This is a genomic window from Streptosporangium sp. NPDC049248 (assembly GCF_040678965.1).
Lineage (GTDB): Bacteria > Actinomycetota > Actinomycetes > Streptosporangiales > Streptosporangiaceae > Streptosporangium > Streptosporangium fukuiense.
On the sequence record NZ_JBFAQY010000009.1, the window covers coordinates 94,296 to 117,215 of the forward strand.

A 22,920-nucleotide genomic window follows, 5' to 3' on the forward strand; every position below is an offset into this window, starting at 1 on the left:
GCCGGTCCTGTTTTCCCTTTCTCGCGAGGAGAGTCGATGAGGACGAAGAGGGTCTTCCACGCGGTGGACTCCCACACCGAGGGCATGCCCACCCGGGTGATCACCGGGGGTGTGGGGGTGATCCCCGGCGCGACCATGGCCGAGCGGCGCGAGCACTTCCTGGCCGAGATGGACCACCTGCGGACCCTGCTCATGTACGAGCCCCGCGGCCACTCGGCGATGAGCGGGGCCATCCTGCAGCCGCCCACCCGGCCCGACGCCGACTACGGCGTGCTCTACATCGAGGTGTCGGGCTGCCTGCCCATGTGCGGGCACGGCACCATCGGCGTCGCCACGGTCCTCGTCGAGACCGGGATGGTGGAGGTCACCGAGCCGGTCACCACCATCAGGCTGGACACCCCGGCCGGGCTGGTCGTCGCCGAGGTCAGGGTCGAGGACGGGGCCGCCACCGAGGTGACCGTCACCAACGTGCCCTCCTTCAGCGCGGGGCTGGACCGTGTCGTCAAGGTGCCCGGCATCGGCGAGGTCGCCTACGACCTCGCCTACGGCGGTAACTACTACGCGATCCTGCCGATCGAGTCCGTGGGCCTGCCGTTCGAGCGCTCGCACGGCCAGCGGATCCTCGACGCGGGGCTGGCCGTCATGGGGGCGATCAACGAGCAGGACGAGCCGGTGCATCCGCTGGCCCCCGGTATCAGGGGCTGCCATCACGTGCAGTTCACGGCGCCGGGCTCCGACGCCAGGCACTCCCGGCACGCGATGGCGATCCATCCCGGCTGGTTCGACCGCTCGCCCTGCGGCACCGGCACCAGTGCCAGGATGGCCCAGCTGCACGCCAGGGGCGAGCTCCGGATGGACACCGATTTCGTGAACGAGTCGTTCATCGGCACCCGGTTCGTCGGGCGGCTCGTCGGGGAGACGGAGGTGGCGGGCCTGCCCGCGGTGGTCCCCGCCATCACCGGGCGGGCGTGGGTCACCGGCACCGCCCAGTACTTCCTCGACCCTCGTGACCCGTTCCCCGCCGGGTTCCTCATCTGACCCGCCACCCCGCCGGCCTGCTGACATCCGGGTCGACCGGGCCTGACCCGCCGCTCTCCGGCCGGTCGGCCCGCGGTCGACCGACAGTCGGCCGCACCCGGCCTGAACAGCGGAGACGTCGCCGTCCCCGGGTCCGGCGGCGATCCGTGCCCCGGCGGGTCGCAGCTTGCGGAAGAAGCGATGTCCTAACGCTAACGATCTTGTTTCGGGCCTTGACGCGTCCTTCGAAGTGCACGTGCAATGTCACACATCGCCAGATGTGAGGAGCAGCACATGCGTGCCATCCCCCTGAAATCCTTCACGTCGCTGGCCGTTCTCGGCCTCCTGGTCACCGGGTGTGGCCAGGGACTGCTCGGCGGTGGTGACGGCGCCGGGCAGACCGCGGCCGGGAAGGACGGGCCGATCGTCCTCGGCATGCTGATCCCGCAGTCGGGCAGCGAGGCCGCCATCGGTCCCTACATGAGCAACGCGGCGCAGCTCGCGATCGACGAGATCAACGCCAAGGGCGGCGTGCTCGGCCGCCAGCTGGAACTGAAGACCGCCGACGACGCCTGTGACGCCCAGTCGGCCGCCGCCGGCGCCAACAAGCTGGTCACCGAGGGAGTCGACGTCTCCGTGGGCGGCTACTGCTCCGGTGCGACGCTCCCCACCCTGCCGATCTTCGGCAAGGCTGGCATTCCCATGATCATTCCGGCGGCCAACTCCCAGGAGCTGGTCGACCAGAAGCTCGAACACGTCTTCCTGATCAACGGCACCGGTTCCCAGCAGGCCGCGGCCGCGGAGAAGTGGATCACCAAGCAGGGTTCCAAGAGCGTCGCGCTGATGCACGACAACACCAGCTACTCCAAGGACATCGCGCTGCGTACCCAGAGCCTGCTGGAGGCCCCCGGCGGAGCCGAGGCCACGATCACCGAGGCGGTCACCCCGAAGGAGAGCGACTACAGCGCCAACATCACCAACGTGCTGGCCAAGAAGCCCGACTTCGTCTACTGGACCGGTTACTTCCAGGAGGGCGGCCTGATCGCGCGCCAGCTCCGGCAGGCCGGGTACAAGGGCTCCATCATGGTCGGCGACGGCTCGGTCTCTCCCAAGCTGGTCGAGATCGCCGGAGCCGAGGCCGCCGAGGGCCTCTACGCCACGATGACCCAGACCCCCGACACCCTGGAGGGTGCCGAGGGCTGGATCGACGCCTACCGGAAGAAGTACGGCGCCGAGCCGGGCCCGTACTCCAACCAGGCCTACGACGCGGTCCGGCTGGCCGCGGAGGCGGTCACCAAGGCGGGCGGCACCGACGGAACCAAGGTCATCGCGGCGCTTGAGGCGATCGACGGCTTCCCGATGTTCTCCGGGCCGCTGAAGTTCACCCCCGAACACACCCTGGCCAACGGAGGCTTCCAGATCCTCGTCGTCAAGAGCGACAAATTCGCCCTGCAGGACTCCCTGAAGTGACGCAACTCATCTGGAACGGGCTGTTCGTCGGCTCGTTCTACGCCCTGGTGGCCCTGGGTTACAGCATGGTCTACGGGATCATCAAGCTGCTCAACTTCGCCCACGGCGACCTGTACATGCTCGGTGCGTTCGCCGGCTTCGCCATCCTCGGCGCGGTCGGCGGCGTGTCCTCCGCCATGGCCCTGCCGCTGCTGCTCGCGGTGCTCCTGGCGACCATGGTCGTCACCGGCCTGGCGGGGGTGACGCTGGAGCGGATCGCCTACCGTCCGCTACGCCGCGCCCCGCGGCTGTCCCTGCTGATCACCGCCGTGGGCGCCTCCTTCGCCCTGGAGTACGGGATGCGCGCGGTGGCCGGGGCCGACCCCCGGGTCTACCCGGTGCGGCTGGGCGGCACCTCGTTCGAGGTCCTCGGCGCCAGGATCACCCCGCAGCAACTCGTCCTGATCGGCGTGGCGGTGCTGCTGATGGCCGGGCTCAACCTGCTGGTCACCCGGACCCGCGAGGGCAGGGCCATGCGGGCCATCGCGCTGGATCCGCGCACCAGCGCGCTGATGGGCATCGACGTCAACGCGGTGATCTCCCGCGCCTTCTTCGTCGGCTCGGCCCTGGCGGGGGCCGCGGGCGTGATGGCGGGGGCCTACTACGGGAAGATCGACTTCATGATGGGCTTCCTGATCGGCCTCAAGGCGTTCACGGCGGCGGTCATCGGCGGCATCGGCAACATCCCCGGCACCATGCTCGGCGGCCTGCTCCTCGGGCTGCTGGAGTCGTTCGGCACGTTCTGGCTGGGCGGCGAGTGGCGGGACGTGTTCGCCTTCGGGGTGCTGATCCTGTTCCTGACGGTACGGCCCACCGGCTTGCTCGGCGAGCGTGTGACGGAGCGGGTGTGAGCGCGACCAGGGTCCGCCGTCTCGGTACGGACTCACCGCCCAGCAGGGCCTCGAAGCTGCTGCAGAACCGCTGGGCCGGGCTCGCGGGGCTGCTGGTCGCGCTGCTGGCCCCCTTCGTCGACGCCACGCCGTACGCGCTGTCGGTCATGACCAGCGCGGCCATCGCGGTGATGCTCGCCGCCGGGCTGAACATCGTGGTCGGCTACTGCGGCCTGCTCGACCTGGGCTACGTCGCCTTCTTCGCGGTCGGCGCCTACACCAGCGGGGTGCTGGCCACCCGCCTGGAGTTGCCGCTGCTCGCCACGGTGCCCGCCGTGATCGTGGTCACGGTCGTCGCCGGGATCGTCATCGGCGCGCCGACGCTGCGGCTGCGCAGTGACTACCTCGCCATCGTGACGCTCGGCTTCGGGGAGATCATCCGGATCACCGCCAACAACCTGGACGTCACCGGCGGCCCCTCGGGCATCTACGGCATCCCGCACCTGGTCGAAGGTCCGGTGGCCTTCTACTACCTCACCGTGGTCGTCGTCTCGCTGGCCGTCCTCGGCGCGGCCAGGCTGGGCCGCTCCCGCCTGGGCCGGGCCTGGCGCTTCGTCCGCGAGGACGAGGACGCGGCCGAGGCGATGGGCGTGCACACCTACCGGGTCAAGCTCGCCGCCTACGTGGCCGGGGCGGTCTGGGGCGGCCTGGCCGGGGTGCTGTTCGCCGCGCACCTGTCGGCCATCTCGCCGGGCAGCTTCACCTTCCTGTCGTCGGCGCTGGTGCTGATGGCCGTGGTCCTCGGCGGCATGGGCTCGACGCCCGGCGTCGTCGTCGGGGCCGTCGTGATCAGCATCCTGCCGGAGATCCTGCGCGACCTCGCCGACTACCGGTTCTTCCTCTTCGGCGTCCTGCTCATCGCCTTCATGCTGCTGCGCCCCCAGGGGCTCTGGCCGGCCCGTTCCAAGGAGGTCCCTTGAGCCTGCTGAGCGTGGCCGACCTGCGCCTGTCCTTCGGCGGGCTGGTGGCCATCGACGGCCTGTCGTTCTCGGTGGGCGAGGCGGAGATCGTCTCCGTGATCGGGCCCAACGGGGCGGGCAAGACGTCGGCCTTCAACTGCGTCACCGGCTTCTACCGGCCCGCCTCCGGCCGGATCACCCTGCGCGGAAGGGACCTGTCCGGACTGCGGCCCTCGGCCATCGCGGGCCTGGGCGTCGCGCGGACCTTCCAGAACCTGCGCCTGTTCGGCGAGCTGTCGGTCCTGGACAACGTGCGCGCCGGATCGCACCTGTGGTTGCGCCAGAGCGTCCTGGACGCCCTGCTGCACACCCCGCGCTACCGGCGCTCCGAGCGCGAGTGCACCGAGCAGGCACACCACTGGCTGGACTTCGTCGGCCTGCGCGGCGACCGGTACGGGCAGGCCAGAGCCCTGCCCTACGGCGAGCAGCGCCGCACCGAGATCGCCCGTGCGCTGGCCCGCCGGCCCGACCTGCTGCTGCTCGACGAGCCCGCGGCCGGGCTCAACCACGGCGAGAAGGCCGAGATGCTCGACCTGATCCGGCGCATCCAGGCACTCGGCGTGGCCATCGTGCTCATCGAGCACGACATGGGGCTGGTCATGGAGGTCTCCGAGCGCGTGGTCGTGCTCAACTTCGGCAGGGAGATCGCCGACGGCCGCCCCGAGGACGTCCGGCGCGACCCGGCGGTCATCGAGGCATATCTCGGCGGCGATCCCGCCGTCCTGGAGGAGACCGCACCGGGGGAGACAGTGCCGGAGGAGAAGATCGCGGGGCAGGACAGCACGGGGCAGGGTGACCCGGGGAAAGCGGACTCGGCCGGGAGCGACGCGCATGCTTGACATCGACGGGCTGGACGTCCACTACGGCGGCGTGCACGCCCTGCGCGGCCTGTCCCTCGGCGTCGCCGAGGGTGAGATCGTCGCCCTGCTGGGCAACAACGGCGCGGGCAAGACCACCACGCTGGCCGCGGTCTCGGGGCTGCTGCGCCCCAGCGGCGGCAGGGTGCTCTTCGACGGCCACGAGATCACCGGCCGGAAGCCGCACAGGATCACCGCCCGCGGCCTGGTGCACGTCCCCGAGGGCCGCCGGATCTTCAGCACGCTCAGCGTCCATGAGAATCTCCAGCTGGGCGGCTACCTGGTCCGCGACCAGGCGGAGATCCGCAGGCGGATCGAGCACGTGTACGAGCTGCTGCCCCGCCTGGCCGAGCGGCGCGCCCAGCAGGGGGGCACGCTGTCGGGCGGCGAGCAGCAGATGCTCGCCATCGGCAGGGCGCTGGTCACCGGGCCCCGGCTGCTGCTGCTGGACGAGCCGTCCATGGGCCTGGCGCCGCTGGTCGTCGCCTCGGTCATGAAACTCATCGCGGGCATCAACGCCGAGGGCACCTCGGTGCTGCTCGTCGAGCAGAACGCGGTCGCCGCCCTCGGGATCGCCCACCGTGGTTACGTGATCGAGAACGGCGAGCGCGTCCTCGACGGGCCCGCCGCCGAGCTCCGCCGGGACCCCCGGGTGGTCGAGGCCTACCTCGGCGGGGCCGAGGAAGGCGGGTCCGCCGCTGGTGCCGTGCCTTCCTGATGAGGGCACCGGGTGTTCGGGAGTACGCGCACGGCCTGGGAGGATGTGAAGGTAACGGGCTCGGCCCACCAGGTGTGGACACGAGCGACACGAGAGGTTTGGGGATGGCTCCTAGGGCGGACGGCCGGCCCGACCTGCCGGCTGTGCGTGAGCGGCAGAGCCTGCGGGAGCAGGTGGCACACGCGCTCAGGGCGGCACTGATCACCGGTGAGATGAGACCCGGCATGGTCTACTCCGCCCCGGCCCTCGCCGCCCAGTTCGGCGTCTCGGCGACCCCGGTGCGCGAGGCGATGCTCGACCTGGCCAAGGAGGGCCTGGTGGAGGCGGTGCGCAACAAGGGCTTCCGGGTCACCGAGCTGTCCGAGCGCGACCTGGACGAGCTGACCGAGCTCCGCAGGCTGATCGAGGTGCCCACGGTGTCACAACTGGCCGGCAGACCGGCCGGCGCCGGGGACGCGCCGAGCTTCGAGGCGCTCCGCCCGCAGGCCAGGGCGATCGTCGACGCGGCCGAGCGCGGCGACCTGCTCGGTTACGTCGACGCCGACATCCGCTTTCACCTGGACCTGCTCGCTCTGGCGGGCAACTCCCACCTCGTGGAGGTGGTCCGCGACCTGCGCAACCGGGCCCGTCTGTACGGCCTGTCCGCCCTGCACCAAAGGGGGGGCCTGGTCGACTCCGCCCGCGAGCATCTCACGCTGCTCGACCTGCTCTCGGCGGGAGACGTGAGCGGTGCCGAGCGGCTGATGCGCGAGCACATCCGGCACGTACGCGGCATCTGGGCCAGCCGCCCCGAATAGCGGCGCGGGTCAGCGCGAGCCGCGGGTGGCGCCGACGCTGGCGATGACCACGCAGCCGATGGCGGCCCACTCGCGTACCTGGAGCACCTCGCCCAGTACCAGCAGGCCGACCAGCGCGGCCGCCGCGGGCTCCAGGCTCATCAGGATGCCGAAGACCCGCTTGGGCATCCTGCGCAGCGCCTCCAGCTCTATCGAGTAGGGGATGACCGACGACAGCAGGCCCACCCCGACACCGATCAGCAGCAGCTCGGGGCGGAGCAGGTCGGCGCCGCCCGAGGCGATCCCGAAGGGGGCGATCAGCACGAAGGAGACGATCATCGCCAGGGAGAGGCCGGTGGCCCCGGGGAAACGCCGGCCGACCGAGGCCGCCAGCAGGATGTAGCCGGCCCAGCAGGCCGCCGCGACCAGGGCGAAGGCGATTCCGGCCCAGCTGATCCTGGAGGCCGAGGTGCCCCACGGGGCCAGCAGCACCACGCCGGAGGCGGCGAGCACGACCCAGAGCAGGTCGAGGCGGCGGCGCGAGGCCGCCACCGCGACACCGAGCGGCCCGAGGAACTCGATCGCCACCGCGATGCCCATGGGCAGCCGGGCCAGCGCCTCGTAGAACGACAGGTTCATCAGGCCAAGCGTCAGGCCGAAGGCCGCGCCCGCCGCGAGGTCCGTCCGGGTCAGTCCCCTCAGCCTGGGCCTGGCGATCACTCCCATGATCAGCGCACCCGTCGCGATCCGCAGGAACACCACCGCGCTCGGTGGCAGCTGGGAGAACAGGTCCTTGGCGAAACCCGCGCCCACCTGTACCGACAGGATGGCCAGCAGCACCAGACCGGATGGCGGGATGGCGTCGGAGGCGGCCCTCAGCAGCGCTCCCGGTCTGCGGGGCTCGGCGGGCCCGGGCAGGGCTTCGGCGGTCACGACACTCCTTGTGCCAGGTGCGAATTAGTTAATGGCACCTTACTTGTCGGGAGGTCCTGTTCTCAGTGACGTCCGCGATGCGAGACGGGCTCAGGAAAGAGGCCGGCCGCCAGGGGACGGGCCACCACGACGTCATTCCCAGCGGAAGGTTCGCGAGGTCAGGAAGAGCGACACCGCGGCCCACGCCGCGAGGACCGCCAGCGCGGCGAGAGGCGGTCCCGCCCCCTCGCTCAGGACCGCGCGGAGCCCTCCGCTCAGCGCGGAGATCGGCAGTGACTCCAGCACCGGCCGCACCGACTCGGGGAACCTGGTCAGCGGGAAGGCGATCCCGCCGCAGGCGAGCAGGACCAGGTAGACGAGGTTCGCCGCGGCGAGCGTCGCCTCGGCGCGCAGCGTGCCGGCCATCAGCAGGCCGAGCCCGCTGAACGCGGCGGTGCCCAGCACGACCAGCAGCAGCACCGCGAGCGGCGAGCCCGCCGGGCGCCAGCCCAGGGCGAGCGCCACCCCGCAGATGACCGTGACCTGGATGACCTCCACGGCGATCACCGCGAGCGTCTTGGCCAGCATCAGCCCGGTCCGCGACAGCGGGGTCGCGCCCAGCCGCTTCAGCACGCCGTAGCGGCGCTCGAAGCCGGTCGCGATGGCCTGCCCGGTGAAGGCGGTGGACATCACGGCCAGCGCGAGCACTCCGGGGGCCATGAAGTCGATGCGGGAACCGCCGCCCACGTCGATGATCGGGGCGACCGAGAGGCCGACGAGCAGCAGCACCGGGATGATCATCGTGAGCAGCAGCTGCTCGCCGTTGCGGAGCATCGCCTGGATCTCCGCGCCCGTCTGGGCCGTCACCATCCGGCGCAGCGGCGCGGCTCCGGGGGCCGGGGTGAGATCCAGGGTGGTCAAGCGGCTCTCCTGTGGTCTGGCTCGGGCCGCGCCCGGATCCATGCGTGGTGAAGGTGTGGGGGCCGGGCGCGTCACCGGAGCTCGCGCCCGGTCAGCTCCAGGAAGACGTCTTCCAGGGTACGCCGCTCGATGCTGAGGTCTTCGGTGCTCACGCCCTCGGCGGCGCACCAGGTCGTCACGGTGGCCAGCAGGCCGGGCGCGACCTGACCCTCGATGATGTAGTGCCCCGCCGGTGACTCCTTGGCCGAGCTGCCGGCGGGCAGCGCGGCGAGCAACTCGTCCAGGCAGAGCCCGGGGCGGGCGCGGAAGCGCAGCTGACGCTCGGCGCCGGTGAGTGAGGAGGGGGTGCCCTCGGCGACCACCCGGCCGCGGTCGATGATCACGATCTGGTCGGAGAGCTTCTCCGCCTCGTCCATGTGGTGGGTGGTGAGCACCACCGAGACCCCGTTCGCGCGCAGATCGCGCACCAGCTCCCAGCAGGCGTGCCTGGCCTGTGGGTCCAGGCCCGCGGTCGGCTCGTCGAGGAAGACCAGCTCGGGACGGCCGATGACCGCTCCGGCCAGCGACACGCGCTGCTGCTGGCCGCCGGAGAGCCTCCGGTACGGGGTGCGGGCGTGCTCGGTCAGCCCCAGCCGTTCCAGCAGCGCCGCGGGATCGAGCGGGTGGGCGTGGAAGCGGGCCATCAGCCGCAGCCACTGCCCACAGCGGGTCGCCGGGGGAACGCCGCCCGCCTGGAGCATCACCCCGACCCTGGCCCGCAGCTCCGGCCTGGACGGGTCGAGCCCGAGCACCTTCACCTCGCCGCCGTCGGCACGGCGGAATCCCTCGCAGATCTCCAGCGTGGAGGTCTTGCCGGCCCCGTTGGGGCCCAGCACGGCGGTGACCGCGCCTCGGGCGGCGTTGAAGGTCAGGCCGTCGATAGCGGTTGTTCCGCCGTATCTCTTGACCAGGTCGACGATCTCGACGGCTGGGGATTCCATGGCCACGAGTTTAGGGACCGCGGCCGCCGGTCACGTTCCCGGACCACGCGTCCGGGCCGTTCCGTGCCGGCCGGGAGTTCCGGCCCTGAGGCGCCGGGCGCTCCCGAACGGCTTTTGCTGGTCAGTGCTTTGCCGCTCTTTCTAATAAATTTCCTAAATCTAGGAATTCGGATGACCTGTTGATGGTTGGGACGCTTCGGCCCCTGTGGGCCCATCGTGGCCTGCGATCAAAAGGGGAGTACGGGTATGACCGCGGTCGTCGGCGAGTCGGACGTGATGCCGGGCACGCGGCGCAGACTGTTGCTGATCATCCTGGGCGCGCTCTCCGCGATCGGCCCCCTGTCGATCGACATGTACCTGCCGGCCTTCCCCGCCATCGCCGCCGACCTGGGCGCTGGGCAGGCGCAGGTGCAGCTCACCCTCACCGCCTGTCTCATCGGGGTCTCCGTCGGACAGGTCGTCGCCGGCCCGCTCAGCGACGTACGCGGTCGGCGGGGGCCGCTGCTGTTCGGCATCTTCGCCTACGCCGTCGCCTCACTGCTGTGCGCCTTCTCGCCCTCGGTGTACGGGCTGGTCGGGTTCCGCCTGCTCCAGGGCATCGCGGGCGGCGCCGCGCTGGTGATCGTCCGCGCGGTCGTCCGGGACCTGTACGAGGGGGCGGCCATCGCCCGCATCTTCGCCACCCTCATGCTGGTGACCGGTCTCGCGCCGATCCTGGCCCCGCTCGCGGGCGCGCAGCTGCTCAACCACACCTCCTGGCGGGGCGTCTTCGTCGCGCTGAGCGTCGCCGGCCTGCTGTTGCTGGCCGCCGCGCTGTCCGGGGTGCGCGAGACGCTCCCCGCGGACCAGCGTGAGGGCGGGGGGCTGCGGCACACCCTCGTCACCTTCCGGCACCTGCTCGGCGATCGGTCCTTCATGGCCCCCGCCCTGGCCGGAGGGCTGGGCTTCGCGGGCATGTTCGCCTACATCTCCGGATCGCCCTTCGTGCTCCAGGAGGTCTACGACACCTCGGCGCAGACCTTCTCCCTGGTGTTCGGGCTGAACGCCCTGGGGCTGACCGTTACCGCGCAGATCGGCGGGCGCCTCGCGGGGCACCGGGTCGACCCGGCCCGGTTGATCCTGATCGGGCTGTTCACGAGCGTGGCCGGAGCCGTGACGTTGCTCGTCACGGCACTGCTCCAGCTGCCCCTGCCGCTGCTGGTCGCCGCACTGTTCGTGATCATGTGCGGTGCGGGTTTCGTCATGCCCGGCAGCGCCGCGCTCGCCCTGGCCGGCCAGCCCCCGCAGATCGCCGGGAGCGCCGCCGCCCTGACCGGTGTGCTGCAGTTCGCGCTCGGCGCGCTCGCCGCGCCGCTGGTGGGCCTGGGAGGTGAGGACTCCGCGCTGCCGATGGCCGTCGTGCTGGCCGGTTTCACCCTCGTCTCGCTCCTGGCCTTCACCGGGCTGCGAAGGGGCGTGCGGCGCGTTTCCGCAGGTTAGGTAAGCCTTACCTGCGTGACAAATCGCATTTGAGGCGACTGAACATTGGTTTGTAACTCGGGAAGCAATTACGGCACACTGATGTTGTGAAATACGTGACCGGGATGCAGGGCACCGAGGGAGCCGCCGTCGTGCGGCCTTCCGCCGTGTCCGCCGAGCGCAGCACGCGAGCGCGTGTCGCCCGGCTCATCCTGGAGCACGGGCCCGTCACCGCCGCCGCTCTCGGCGAGCGGCTGGGCCTCACCCCCGCCGCGGTCCGCAGACACCTGGACGCACTGCTGGCCGAGGGAATGGCCGAGACGCGCACCGCCAGGCCACGGGGCCAGCGCGGCCGCGGCCGGCCCGCCAAGCTGTTCGCCATAACGGACGCCGGCCGGAGCGCCTTCGAGCACGCCTACGACGGTCTCGCCGGGAGCGCGCTGCGTTTCCTGGCCGAGCGCATGGGCGAGGAGGCCGTGGCGGAGTTCGCCCGATCGCAGGTGGCCGGCCTGGTCGCCCGCCTGCGGCCGGAGATGCGCGAGGTCCCCGCGGACCAGCGGGTGCGCGTCCTGGCCGAGGCGCTGTCGGCCGACGGCTACGCCGCCTCGGCGAGCAGGGCCAGCCTCGGCGGTGAACAGCTGTGTCAGCACCATTGCCCGGTGGCGCACGTGGCCGCGGAGTTCCCGCAGCTGTGCGAGGCCGAGACGGAGGCGTTCGCGCGCATCCTCGACACTCCTGTGCAGCGGCTCGCGACCATCGCCCACGGCGACGGCGTGTGCACCACGCACGTGAGTCCCCACCGGGATTCCGGGCCGGGCGTGCAGGATCGCGTGACGAAGGCCCCGGCGTCCATGCCGGTGCAATCACCAGCAGCCCACGAAACGATCGACATATCGAGCAAGGAGACCGGAAGGTGACTGTCACCGACCGCCCGGAGCTGGAAGGCCTCGGGAATTACAAGTTCGGCTGGGCCGACTCGGACGCCGCGGGAGCGACGGCCCGGCGCGGCCTGTCCGAAGAGGTCGTCCGCAATATCTCCGCGCTGAAGAACGAGCCGGAGTGGATGCTGGACCTTCGTCTGAAGGGGCTGCGCCTGTTCGGCAAGAAGCCCATGCCGAACTGGGGCTCCGACCTCAGCGGGATCGACTTCGACAACATCAAGTACTTCGTACGCTCGACCGAGAAGCAGGCCGCCTCATGGGAGGACCTGCCCGACGACATCAAGAGCACCTACGACAAGCTCGGCATCCCCGAGGCGGAGAAGCAGCGCCTGGTCGCCGGCGTCGCCGCCCAGTACGAGTCCGAGGTGGTCTACCACAAGATCCGTGAGGACCTTGAGGAGAAGGGCGTCATCTTCGTCGACACCGACACCGCCCTCAAGGAGCACGAGGAGATCTTCAAGGAGTACTTCGGGACCGTGATCCCTGTCGGCGACAACAAGTTCGCCGCGCTGAACACGGCGACCTGGAGCGGCGGCAGCTTCATCTACGTGCCGCCGAACGTCAACGTGGAGATCCCGCTCCAGGCCTACTTCCGGATCAACACCGAGAACATGGGCCAGTTCGAGCGGACCCTGATCATCGTGGACGAGAACTCCTACGTCCACTACGTCGAGGGCTGCACCGCGCCGATCTACTCCTCGGACTCGCTGCACAGCGCGGTCGTGGAGATCGTCGTGAAGAAGGGCGCGCGCTGCCGCTACACGACCATCCAGAACTGGTCGAACAACGTCTACAACCTGGTCACCAAGCGCGCCGTGGCGTACGAGGGCGCGACCATGGAGTGGATCGACGGCAACATCGGCTCCAAGGTCACCATGAAGTACCCGGCCGTCTACCTCATGGGCGAGCACGCCAAGGGCGAGACCCTCAGCGTCGCCTTCGCCGGTGAGGGCCAGCACCAGGACGCCGGTTCCAAGATGGTGCACCTCGCACCGAACACCAGCTCCTCGGTGATCTCCAAGTCCGTCGCCAGGGGCGGCGGCCGCACCTCCTACCGCGGTCTGGTCCAGATCGAGGAGGGCGCGTACGGCAGCGCCAGCACCGTCAAGTGTGACGCGCTGCTCGTCGACCAGATCAGCCGCTCCGACACCTACCCCTACGTGGACGTGCGCGAGGACGACGTCTCCATGGGGCACGAGGCCACCGTCTCCAAGGTCTCCGACGACCAGCTCTTCTACCTGATGAGCCGCGGCATGGGCGAGGACGAGGCCATGGCGATGATCGTCCGGGGCTTCGTCGAGCCGATCGCCCGCGAGCTCCCGATGGAGTACGCCCTGGAGCTGAACCGCCTGATCGAACTGCAGATGGAAGGAGCCGTCGGCTGATGGGCCTCGACACCGCCAAACCCCTGTCGACGCTTCACGAGAAGGCCTCGTACGACGTGGCGGACTTCGCGGTCCCGACCGGCCGGGAGGAGGAGTGGCGCTTCACCCCGCTCTCCCGGCTCAAGGGCCTGCACGAGGGCGTCGCGGCCTCCGCGAACGTGGTCGTGCACGTCGACGCCGCCCCCGAGGTCACCGTGGAGACCGTCGGCCGTGACGACGCGCGGCTCGGCCGGGCCTACGTGCCCGCCGACCGGGTCAGCGCCCAGGCCTACGCCTCCTTCGAGAAGGCCACCGTGATCACGGTGGCGCGCGAGGCCGTCACCTCCACCCCGACCGTGGTCACCCTCACCGGGGCCGGCCGGGGCGCCGCCTACGGCCACACGGTCGTGAAGCTGGAGCCGATGGCCGAGGCCGTGGTCGTCCTCGACCACCAGGGCAGCGCGCTCTACGCCGACAACGTCGAGTTCGTCGTGGGCGAGGGCGCCACACTCAAGGTCATCAGCCTGCAGGACTGGGCGGACGACGCCGTGCACGTCTCCCACCACCACGCCCTGCTCGCCAAGGACGCGACCTTCCGCAGCTTCGTGGTCACCCTCGGAGGCGACCTGGTCCGGCTCTCCCCGTCGGTCTCCTACGAAGGGCCCGGCGGCGACGCCGAGTTGAACGGCCTCTACTTCGTCGACGCCGGCCAGCACCTGGAGCACCGCCTGCTCGTCGACCACTCCCGGCCCGGCTGCCGGAGCAACGTCGACTACCGCGGCGCGCTGCAGGGCACCGACGCCCACGCGGTCTGGATCGGCGACGTCATCATCCGGGTCGAGGCCGAGGGCACCGACACCTACGAGCTCAACCGCAACCTGCTGCTCACCGACGGCGCCCGCGCCGACTCGGTGCCCAACCTGGAGATCCTCACCGGAGAGGTCACCGGTGCCGGCCACGCCAGCACCTCCGGCCGCCTCGACGACGAGCACCTCTTCTACCTGCAGGCCCGCGGGATCCCCTACGAGGACGCGCGTCGCCTCGTCATCAGGGGCTTCTTCGCGCAACTGGTGGAGAAGATCGAGGTCTCCGAGCTTCGCGAGCGGGTGCTCGCCCGGGTCGAGGCGGAGCTTGAGAAGTGACGTTCGAGAAGGTCTGCAAGCTCGCCGACATCCCCGACGAGGGCGTGATCGGCGTTGAGGTGGGCGAGACCCCCGTCGCCCTGGTCCGCCGGGGCGAGGAGGTCTACGCGCTGCACGACGTGTGCTCCCACGCGGAGGTGAAACTCAGCGAGGGTGAGGTCTACGACGGCACCCTGGAGTGCTGGCTGCACGGTTCGTGCTTCGACCTGCGTTCGGGCAAGCCCACCGGTCCGCCCGCCATCAAGCCCGTCCCCGTCTACCGAGTCAAGATCGACGGCGATGACGTCCTCGTCTCGCTCTCGAAGGAGTCATAAAAGTGTCTGACACGAGCCGAGTTCCCTCGGGTTCCACCCTGGAGATCCGCGACCTGCACGTCAGTGTCGCCGACAAGGAGATCCTGCGCGGCGTCAACCTGACCGTGCGGGCCGGCGAGACCCACGCCATCATGGGCCCCAACGGCTCGGGCAAGTCCACGCTCGCGTACGCGATCGCGGGTCACCCCAAGTACACGGTCACCGGTGGCCAGGTCCTGCTCGACGGGGTCGACCTGCTGGAGCTGACCGTCGACGAGCGCGCCCGCGCCGGGCTGTTCCTCGCCATGCAGTACCCGGTCGAGGTCCCCGGTGTCAGCGTCTCCAACTTCCTGCGCACCGCGGTCACCTCCGTCCGCGGCGAGGCCCCCAAGCTCCGCCAGTTCGCCAAGGATCTCAAGTCCGGCATGGACGCCCTGTCCATCGACGCGGCCTTCGCCCAGCGCAACGTCAACGAGGGCTTCTCCGGCGGTGAGAAGAAGCGCCACGAGATCCTCCAGCTGGAGCTGCTCAAGCCGAAGATCGCGGTTCTCGACGAGACCGACTCCGGCCTCGACGTCGACGCGCTGCGCGTGGTCTCCGAGGGGATCAACCGCTTCCGTTCGAACGGCGAGACCGGTGTGCTGCTCATCACCCACTACACCCGCATCCTGCGTTATGTGAAGCCGGACTTCGTCCACGTCTTCTCCGCGGGACGGATCGTGGAGCAGGGCGGCCCCGAGCTCGCCGAGCGGCTTGAGAACGAGGGTTACGAGGCCTACACGAAGGCGTCGGCCTGATGGTGGACGCCGGCCTTGACGTGGAGAGGATCAGGAAGGACTTCCCGGTCCTCTCCCGAGAGCTTCCCGGTGGCAGGCCGCTGATCTATCTCGACTCGGGCAACTCCGCGCAGAAACCGACCCAGGTGGTCGAGGCGATGCGCGAGCACATGGCGATGCACTACGCCAACGTCGGCCGCGCCATGCACGCGCTGGGCGCGGAGTCCACCGAGGCGTACGAGAACGCCAGGGACAAGGTCGCAGCCTTCGTCGGCGCGCCCGACCGCGACGAGATCGTCTTCACCAAGAACGCCTCCGAGGCGCTCAACCTGGTGGCGTACGCGTTCGGTAACCCCATCGGCGAGGACCCGCGCTTCCGGCTCGGCCCCGGAGACGAGATCGTCATCTCCGAGATGGAGCACCACTCCAACATCGTGCCGTGGCAGATGCTCGCGCAGCGCACGGGTGCGACGCTGCGCTGGTTCTCCGTCACCGACTCCGGCCGCCTGGACCTGTCGAACCTCGACGAACTCGTCACCGAGCGCACGAAGATCGTCTCGATCGTGCACCAGTCGAACGTGCTGGGCACGGTCAACCCGGTCGCCCCGGTGCTCGCCAGGGTCCGCGAGGTCGGCGCGCTGATGATGCTCGACGCCTCGCAGTCGGTGCCTCACCAGCAGGTGGACGTGGCCGCGCTGGGTGTCGACTTCCTGGCCTTCACCGGTCACAAGGTCGCCGGCCCCTCGGGGATCGGCGTGCTGTGGGCCCGCGGTGAGCTGCTTTCGGCCATGCCCCCGTTCCTGGGCGGCGGCGAGATGATCGAGGCGGTCTGGATGGACCGCTCGACCTACGCGCCCGCGCCGCACAAGTTCGAGGCGGGGACGCCGCCGATCGTCGAGGCGATCGGCCTCGGCGCCGCGGTCGACTACCTGTCCGAGGTCGGGATGGACGCCATCGTCCGGCACGAGCACGAGCTCACCGCCTACGCGCTCGGTGCGCTGGGAGAGATCCCGGGCCTGAAGGTGATCGGCCCGCTGGACCTCGCCGACCGTGGCGGCACCGTCTCGTTCACGCTGGAGGGGATTCACCCGCACGACGTCGGGCAGATCCTGGATGACAACTTCGGCGTGGCAGTGCGCGTGGGGCACCACTGCGCCCGTCCGCTCCATCTGCGATTCGGAATTCCCGCGACCACGCGGGCGTCCTTCTACCTGTACAACACAACGGCCGAGATCGACGCCCTGGTCCGCGGCCTCCACCACGTGCGGAAGGTGTTCGCCTAGTCATGCCCGAGCAGTCGAGCCGATGGGCGAGCGAACGGCGGGCGCCACACGCCCACGGCACGGCGCCCGGCGACGCGCGAGCGTACGGCGCAGCGAACGAGAAGGTGAGCACGACCCTATGATCGCCGAGTCCATGTACCAGGAGCTGATCCTGGAGCACTACAAACACCCGCAGGGGAGGGGTCTTCGCGACCCGTACGACGCCGAGGTCCACCATGTGAACCCGACGTGCGGCGACGAGATCACCATGCGGGTGAAACTGGGCGACGGCGGCAAGGTCGACGACGTCTCCTACGACGGGCAGGGCTGTTCCATCAGCCAGGCCGCGGCCTCGGTGCTGCACGAGCTGGCCACCGGCTCGACCGTCGACGACTCGCTCGGCGTCGTGGAGGAGTTCACCCGGCTCATGCAGGGCAGGGGAAAGATCGAGGCGGACGAGGACCTGCTGGGCGATGCCGTGGCCTTCGCCGGGGTCGCGAAGTTCCCCGCCCGGGTGAAGTGCGCGCTACTGGCCTGGATGGCCTACAAGGACGCGGTCGTGAGGAGCACGAAATGAGCAAGGCTGTTGAGACGCCGACCACGGCGTACGACGGGGACACCACCCATGACGAGGTCATGGAGGCCCTCAAGGACGTCGTGGACCCCGAGCTGGGCATCAACGTCGTCGACCTGGGCCTGATCTACGGGTTGCACCTCGACCCCGCGGAGGGGGGCGAGGGGGACGCCCGGCCGGTCGCCACCATCGACATGACGCTGACCAGTGCGGCCTGCCCGCTGACCGACGTCATCGAGGACCAGGCGCACTCGGCCCTGGACGGCATGGTCTCCGACGTGAAGATCAACTGGGTCTGGCTCCCGCCGTGGGGTCCGGACAAGATCACGGACGAGGGTCGCGAGCAGCTCCGGATGCTCGGCTTCAACGTCTGAGACGCGGTCGCCGGTACGGCCCGCACCCCCCGGGTTCGGGCCGTACCCGATTGTGTGAGAGGATCACGGAGGCCGGGAAGAAAAGCCCGGCCGGGAGTGTTGGCTCCAATCGACGGACAAGCGACCGGCTCACGCCGGACGCCCCGACCGAACTCGGCACTGCGAACACCGGGTATGCTTGATCGTGGTTTGACTGCGTGCGGGTAAGCTAGACCCGCCCCGTGCGGTGCGCCTCGACTTGCACCGCACCACCGCCCCCACGTGGGTGTTGATCGAGCGCGGCTTCAGGCCGCGCGTTCCAGGCTCGTCCTTTCGCAGAAGTGGCGTGCCCCGTTCTTCTATCGAAAGGCACGAGTCTTCGTGACCATGCTTGACGCTGTTCTGCCCGAAATCGCCGAAATCACCGAAATCTCCCAGGCCCCCGCAGGCACCTCCGAGTTCACCCTCCTCGGTCTGCCGAAGCCGCTGGTGACCGGCCTCTCCCGTGCGGGCATCGACAGTCCCTTCCCCATCCAGCGGGCCACGATCCCCGACATCCTGGCCGGCCACGACGTCCTCGGCCGCGGCCAGACCGGCTCGGGCAAGACGCTCGCCTTCGGCCTGCCCATGATGACCCGCATCGCCGGGGCCAAGGCGCGCCCCGGCCACCCGCTGGCCGTCGTGCTGGTGCCGACCCGCGAGCTCGCCATGCAGGTGACCGACGCGCTGGAGCCCCTCGGCCGCGGCCTGTCGCTGCGGATGAAGACCGTTGTCGGCGGCATGTCCATGGGCCGCCAGATCGAGGCGCTGCGCCGCGGTGTCGAGGTCGTCGTGGCCACCCCCGGCCGTCTGACCGACCTCATGCAGCAGGGTGAGTGCATGCTGGACGAGGTCCAGGTGACGATCCTCGACGAGGCCGACCACATGTGCGACCTCGGCTTCTTCCCGGTCGTCAGCGCGATCCTGCAGCAGACCCCGGCCGACAGCCAGCGTCTGCTCTTCTCCGCGACCCTCGACGGCGACGTGGACAAGCTCGTCCGCCGCTTCCTCACCAACCCGGTGACCCACTCCATGGCCCCGGCCGCCTCCTCGGTGGACACCATGGAGCACCACCTGCTGGAGGTGCACCGCGACGACAAGTTCCCGGTGACCGCCGAGATCGCCAACCGTGAGGGCCGGACCATCATCTTCGTGCGCACCCAGCACGGTGTGGACCGGCTGTGCAAGCAGCTCGCCCAGGTCGGCATCAAGGCCGGCGGCCTGCACGGCGGCAAGCGCCAGAACCAGCGCACCCGCATCCTGGCCGAGTTCAAGGAAGGCACGATCAACGTCCTGGTCTGCACGGACGTCGCGGCCCGCGGCATCCACGTCGACAACATCAGCCTCGTGCTGCACGTCGACCCGCCGCAGGACCACAAGAGCTACCTGCACCGCGGCGGCCGTACCGCCCGCGCCGGGGAGAAGGGCACCGTCATGACGCTGGTGCTCCCCAACGAGCGCCGCTCCACCGACGCGATGACCCGTCGTGCGGGCATCAAGCCGTTCCGCGCCAGGGTCACCCCGGGCCACCCGCGCCTGGAGGAGGTCGCCGGTGCGCGTACCCCCAGCGGCGAGCCGATCCCGGTCTGGGAGCCCTCGGCTCCGGCCAGCAGGCAGCGCCAGGGGCGTGGCGGCTTCGGCGGCAACGGCGGCGGGCGTGGCCCGCGCCGTTTCCGCTCCGAGCGTCCCGCCCACGGCGAGGGTCAGCAGCCCCGCGAGCGTTCCTTCGGTGACGACTCCCGTGGCGGCGGCCAGTACCGCTCCGAGCGCCCGGCCGGCGGCTTCCGTTCCGAGCGTCCCGCGGGCGGCGGCTACCGCTCCGACCGCGGTGAGCGCCCGGCCGGTGGCGGCTTCCGCTCCGAGCGCCCCGCGGGCGGCTACCGCGGTGGCGAGCGGCGCGAGCCGTTCCGCGCCGACCGTCCGGCCTCGGCCGGCGGTGGCTTCCGTTCCGAGCGTCCCGCGGGGGAGCGTGAGTCCTTCCGCGGTGACCGCCAGGGCGGCGGTTTCCGCGGCGGCGAGTTCCGCGCCGACGGCCGCGGCTCCGCCCCGCGCGGCGGTGGCCGCTACGGTCGCTGATCACCTGGTGGCACCCTGAAGGGCCGGTACGGCATCCGCCGTGCCGGCCCTTCGGCTGGAGCGGCCCGGTCCCATAGAAGGGCCGCCGTCACCGGACCTGCCCGGGTGGGGGAGCGGTGCTGCCTCTGGGGGTGAGGCGGGCGGCCTCCTCCTCGTGGGGGCCGGGGCTCGCACCGGAGACGAGGGCGAGGAGATGGCGGGCGGCGTGGGCCCCGTAGGCGGAGATGTCGCGGCTCAGGGCGGTGAGCGGGGGGCGGACGACCCGGGAGAGGGGTGAGTCGTCCCAGGCGACGATGGACAGGTCGCGGGGCACGTCCAGGCGCAGGTCCTGGGCGGCGGACAGCCCGGCGACGGCCATGATGTCGTTGTCGTAGACGATCGCGGTGGGCCGGGAGGGCGAGCTCAGCAGGCGCCGGGTGGCGCGGGCGCCCTCCTCGCCGGTGTAGTCGGTGTGCACGGTCACCTGCTCGGCGACGCCGTCGCAGGCCTCGGCGAAGGCGCGGTCGCGCAGCACGGTGTGAGCCAGACGCGGCAGCCCGGCGACCCTGGCGATCCTGCGGTGGCCGAGCGCGACGAGATACTCCACGGTCTCGTGGACGGCGCCGCCGTCGTCGGACCAGATGGGCAGCAGCGACCCGGTCTCCGACGGGTGGCCGATCACCACGGCCGGCAGGCCGAGTGACTCGAACTCGGGGATGCGGGGGTCGCCCACATGCAGGTCGACCAGGATGGCACCGTCGACGCGGCCCTCACCCCACCAGCGGCGGTAGACCGCGACCTCCTGCCCGTGGTCGGAGACCACCTGCAACATGAGCGCGTACGAGCGGGCCGAGAGCTCGCCCTCGATGCCGCTGATGAGCTCCATGAAGAACGGTTCCACGCCGAGCGTGCGCGCCGGGCGGCACATGGCCAGGCCCACGGTGTGGGACCGCGCGCCGTTCAGGGCGCGGGCCGCGCTGTTGGGGCGCCAGCCGATCTCCTCGGCGATCGCCAGGATCCTGGCCCGGGTGCTCTCCGACACGCCGGGTTGCCCGTTGAGCGCGTACGAGACGGCACCCTTGGACACCCCGGCCCGTCTGGCGACGTCCGCGATCGTCGGTCGTTTCATGATCCCCTCCGCGATTTCAGCTGAACCGGTCTAGTCGCCTATTGACAGTGCCGACATATGGACTTTACGGTCACGATACTTATCCGGCTCAGCAAACGCATGCGGTCGCGTTTAGTTATTTGGGAGCGCTCCCATGTTGGAGAGGAGAACATAGATGCGAATTCGAAGAAGGTTCGCGATCCTCGGGGCGGCGGCCTGCATGGTCGCGGCCGGGTGCACGGGAGGGTCGACGACACCGTCCGCTCCGAGCCAGGCGCCGCAGGGTTCGGGCGCCGCGGCCCCCTCGGCGGGAGCGGGGGCGGCGAACGCCGCGTTCCCCCGCAACGAGACCCTGTACACCAGCGGCACCCAGTGGGGCCCGCCGGCCAACTGGAATCCGCTGCGGACCTGGGACTCGGCCACCGGTACCAAGGGGCTCGTCTACGAGACGCTCTTCCTGTACGACCCCCAGACCGACAAGTTCACGCCCTGGCTGGCCGAGAGCGGCACCTGGACGGACGACAAGACCTACGACCTCAAGCTCAGGCAGGGGGTCACCTGGGCCGACGGCAAGCCCTTCACCGCCGACGACGTGGTCTTCACCGTCGAGCTCGGCAAGATGAAGACCATCCCCTACGCCAACCTGTGGGACTGGCTGGAGAAGGTCGAGGCGGTCGACCCGGGCACGGTCAGGTTCACCTTCTCCAAGGCCAACTACCAGCAGTGGGCCAACTGGGTCTACAGCAACGCGATCGTCCCCAAGCACATCTGGGAAGGTCGCTCTGAGGACGAGGTGCTGAACGGCGTCAACGAGAAGCCGGTCGGCACCGGGCCGTACACCTACCACAGCCACGACCAGGACCGCATGGCCTGGGTCAAGCGCGACGGCTGGTGGGCCACCGCGGCGCTGGGCAAGGAGGTCAAGCCCAAGTACGTCGTCGACATCGTCAACTCCAGCAACGAGGTGGCGATGGGCCTGCTGCTGCAGAAGGGCCTGGACCTCAGCAACAACTTCCTGCCCGGCGTGGCCAATCTGGTCCAGGGCGACTTCGGTATCAAGACCTACTACCCGGAGCCGCCGTACATGCTCTCGGCCAACACGGCCTTCCTGGTGCCCAACACCGCGAAGAAGCCGCTGGACGATCCCGCCTTCCGCAAGGCGATCGCCAACTCCATCGACACCAAGAAGATCGTCGAGGGGGTCTACGGCAACCTGGTCAAGGCGGCCGGCCCCACCGGGCTGCTGCCCCAGTGGGACAAGTACGTCGACCAGGCCGTGGTGAGCGAGAAGGGCTTCTCCTTCGACACCAAGAAGGCGAAGAAGCTGCTGGCCGACGCCGGATACAAGGACGGCGACGGCGACGGGTTCGTGGAGAACAAGGACGGCTCCAAGGCCTCGCTGAAGATCATCGTTCCGGCCGGGTGGACCGACTGGATGGAGGCGAGCCGGGTCATCGCCGAGGGGGCCAAGGCGGCCGGGATCGACCTCACCCCTGAGTTCCCCGACTACAACGCGCTGGTCGACCAGCGCGGGTCCGGCAAGTTCGACCTGCTGCTCAACAATGAACGGCAGCTGTCCAACACCCCCTGGATGTACTACGACTACATGTTCCGGCTGCCGATCAACAAGCAGCAGAACACCGTCAACTTCGGCCGCTACGAGAACAAGAAGGTCTGGGACCTGGTCCAGGATCTCGACGGCAAGAAGGCCGACGACGTCGAGGGCATGAAGCAGGTCGCCTCGGAGATCCAGAAGATCCAGCTCGACGATCTGCCGGTGATCCCGCTCTGGTACAACGGCCTGTGGGCGCAGACCAGCAACGCGGTCTGGACCAACTGGCCCACCTCCGACCCCGCGACGCCCAAGAGTCCGCCGACCATGTGGCGTAACTGGCTGGAGCTGGGCGGAGTGCTGACCCTGACCGAGCTGAAGCCCGTCGGCGGCTGATCCCCCGCGATTCTCGCCCCCTCCCCGCGCGCGGCGCGGGGAGGGGCTCATCTCGCCGATTCGGGAGG

At 70.1% G+C, this 22,920-nt stretch carries 22 protein-coding genes; 18 read left to right on the forward strand and 4 right to left on the reverse strand.

Features of this window, described 5'->3' with window-relative positions; all coding sequences use genetic code 11:
* The first annotated feature begins 36 nt into the window (after positions 1–36).
* From AB0K21_RS18670 to AB0K21_RS18700, 7 genes are all read left to right on the forward strand, one after another.
* Positions 37–1,038, forward strand: coding sequence for a proline racemase family protein (locus AB0K21_RS18670; protein WP_343981626.1), 1,002 nt, complete (start codon positions 37–39; stop codon positions 1,036–1,038).
* Positions 1,039–1,311: 273 nt separating this feature from the next.
* Positions 1,312–2,487 carry a branched-chain amino acid ABC transporter substrate-binding protein gene (locus tag AB0K21_RS18675; protein ID WP_343981623.1) on the forward strand — a complete coding sequence of 392 codons (1,176 nt, stop codon included), beginning with the start codon at positions 1,312–1,314 and terminating at the stop codon, positions 2,485–2,487.
* Entirely contained in the window at positions 2,484–3,377 is an 894-nt protein-coding gene (locus AB0K21_RS18680) for a branched-chain amino acid ABC transporter permease (protein ID WP_030904884.1), read from the forward strand. The genes AB0K21_RS18675 and AB0K21_RS18680 overlap by 4 nt, the downstream gene beginning before the upstream one ends.
* Entirely contained in the window at positions 3,374–4,336 is a 963-nt protein-coding gene (locus AB0K21_RS18685; protein WP_343981619.1) for a branched-chain amino acid ABC transporter permease, read from the forward strand. The genes AB0K21_RS18680 and AB0K21_RS18685 overlap by 4 nt, the downstream gene beginning before the upstream one ends.
* Positions 4,333–5,214, forward strand: coding sequence for an ABC transporter ATP-binding protein (locus tag AB0K21_RS18690; RefSeq protein WP_343981616.1), 882 nt, complete (start codon positions 4,333–4,335; stop codon positions 5,212–5,214). The genes AB0K21_RS18685 and AB0K21_RS18690 overlap by 4 nt, the downstream gene beginning before the upstream one ends.
* Positions 5,207–5,950, forward strand: coding sequence for an ABC transporter ATP-binding protein (locus AB0K21_RS18695; RefSeq protein ID WP_343981613.1), 744 nt, complete (start codon positions 5,207–5,209; stop codon positions 5,948–5,950). Before AB0K21_RS18690 ends, AB0K21_RS18695 begins: the two co-directional genes overlap by 8 nt.
* Before the next feature lie 104 nt (positions 5,951–6,054).
* On the forward strand, positions 6,055–6,747 hold the full coding sequence (locus AB0K21_RS18700; RefSeq protein WP_343981610.1) for a GntR family transcriptional regulator: 693 nt from the start codon (positions 6,055–6,057) through the stop codon (positions 6,745–6,747).
* A 9-nt stretch (positions 6,748–6,756) separates the two neighbouring features.
* On the opposite strand, the gene AB0K21_RS18705 is transcribed toward AB0K21_RS18700, so the two are convergent.
* The 3 genes from AB0K21_RS18705 to AB0K21_RS18715 all read right to left on the reverse strand — a co-directional run bounded on the left by AB0K21_RS18705 (position 6,757) and on the right by AB0K21_RS18715 (position 9,539).
* Entirely contained in the window at positions 6,757–7,659 is a 903-nt protein-coding gene (locus AB0K21_RS18705) for a DMT family transporter (protein ID WP_343981607.1), read from the reverse strand.
* A gap of 132 nt (positions 7,660–7,791) precedes the next feature.
* Positions 7,792–8,601, reverse strand: a complete 810-nt coding sequence (locus AB0K21_RS18710) for an ABC transporter permease (RefSeq protein ID WP_343981604.1) — start codon at positions 8,599–8,601, stop codon at positions 7,792–7,794.
* A 29-nt stretch (positions 8,602–8,630) separates the two neighbouring features.
* Positions 8,631–9,539: an ABC transporter ATP-binding protein gene (locus AB0K21_RS18715; protein WP_343981601.1), complete on the reverse strand. Its 909-nt coding sequence runs from the start codon at positions 9,537–9,539 to the stop codon at positions 8,631–8,633.
* Positions 9,540–9,785: 246 nt separating this feature from the next.
* Between AB0K21_RS18715 and AB0K21_RS18720 the strand changes: the two genes are divergently transcribed.
* The 10 genes from AB0K21_RS18720 (at position 9,786) to AB0K21_RS18765 (ending at position 19,817) form a co-directional block, all read left to right on the forward strand.
* Positions 9,786–11,018 carry a multidrug effflux MFS transporter gene (locus AB0K21_RS18720; protein ID WP_343981598.1) on the forward strand — a complete coding sequence of 411 codons (1,233 nt, stop codon included), beginning with the start codon at positions 9,786–9,788 and terminating at the stop codon, positions 11,016–11,018.
* A 104-nt stretch (positions 11,019–11,122) separates the two neighbouring features.
* Positions 11,123–11,914 (forward strand): metalloregulator ArsR/SmtB family transcription factor, encoded by a 792-nt coding sequence (locus tag AB0K21_RS18725; RefSeq protein ID WP_343981638.1) that lies wholly within the window; start codon positions 11,123–11,125, stop codon positions 11,912–11,914.
* Positions 11,911–13,323 carry a Fe-S cluster assembly protein SufB gene (sufB, locus tag AB0K21_RS18730; RefSeq protein WP_343981594.1) on the forward strand — a complete coding sequence of 471 codons (1,413 nt, stop codon included), beginning with the start codon at positions 11,911–11,913 and terminating at the stop codon, positions 13,321–13,323. Before AB0K21_RS18725 ends, sufB begins: the two co-directional genes overlap by 4 nt.
* Positions 13,323–14,444, forward strand: a complete 1,122-nt coding sequence (sufD, locus tag AB0K21_RS18735; RefSeq protein ID WP_343981591.1) for a Fe-S cluster assembly protein SufD — start codon at positions 13,323–13,325, stop codon at positions 14,442–14,444. Before sufB ends, sufD begins: the two co-directional genes overlap by 1 nt.
* A complete protein-coding gene (locus AB0K21_RS18740) occupies positions 14,441–14,758 on the forward strand; it encodes a non-heme iron oxygenase ferredoxin subunit (RefSeq protein WP_343981588.1) in 318 nt (105 codons plus the stop codon). The genes sufD and AB0K21_RS18740 overlap by 4 nt, the downstream gene beginning before the upstream one ends.
* Before the next feature lie 38 nt (positions 14,759–14,796).
* On the forward strand, positions 14,797–15,534 hold the full coding sequence (gene sufC / locus AB0K21_RS18745; RefSeq protein WP_343981635.1) for a Fe-S cluster assembly ATPase SufC: 738 nt from the start codon (positions 14,797–14,799) through the stop codon (positions 15,532–15,534).
* A complete protein-coding gene (locus AB0K21_RS18750; protein WP_364151390.1) occupies positions 15,534–16,796 on the forward strand; it encodes a cysteine desulfurase in 1,263 nt (420 codons plus the stop codon). The genes sufC and AB0K21_RS18750 overlap by 1 nt, the downstream gene beginning before the upstream one ends.
* Before the next feature lie 118 nt (positions 16,797–16,914).
* Positions 16,915–17,352, forward strand: a complete 438-nt coding sequence (gene sufU / locus AB0K21_RS18755) for a Fe-S cluster assembly sulfur transfer protein SufU (RefSeq protein WP_343981582.1) — start codon at positions 16,915–16,917, stop codon at positions 17,350–17,352.
* Positions 17,349–17,723, forward strand: coding sequence for a metal-sulfur cluster assembly factor (locus AB0K21_RS18760; RefSeq protein WP_343981579.1), 375 nt, complete (start codon positions 17,349–17,351; stop codon positions 17,721–17,723). The genes sufU and AB0K21_RS18760 overlap by 4 nt, the downstream gene beginning before the upstream one ends.
* A gap of 366 nt (positions 17,724–18,089) precedes the next feature.
* Positions 18,090–19,817, forward strand: a complete 1,728-nt coding sequence (locus tag AB0K21_RS18765) for a DEAD/DEAH box helicase (protein WP_364151395.1) — start codon at positions 18,090–18,092, stop codon at positions 19,815–19,817.
* An 88-nt stretch (positions 19,818–19,905) separates the two neighbouring features.
* On the opposite strand, the gene AB0K21_RS18770 is transcribed toward AB0K21_RS18765, so the two are convergent.
* Complete coding sequence (locus AB0K21_RS18770; RefSeq protein ID WP_343972251.1) at positions 19,906–20,925, reverse strand: LacI family DNA-binding transcriptional regulator; 1,020 nt, start codon at positions 20,923–20,925, stop codon at positions 19,906–19,908.
* A gap of 154 nt (positions 20,926–21,079) precedes the next feature.
* On the opposite strand from AB0K21_RS18770, the gene AB0K21_RS18775 reads away from it, so the two are divergent.
* Positions 21,080–22,852 (forward strand): ABC transporter substrate-binding protein, encoded by a 1,773-nt coding sequence (locus tag AB0K21_RS18775; RefSeq protein WP_343972254.1) that lies wholly within the window; start codon positions 21,080–21,082, stop codon positions 22,850–22,852.
* The last annotated feature ends 68 nt before the right edge of the window (positions 22,853–22,920 follow it).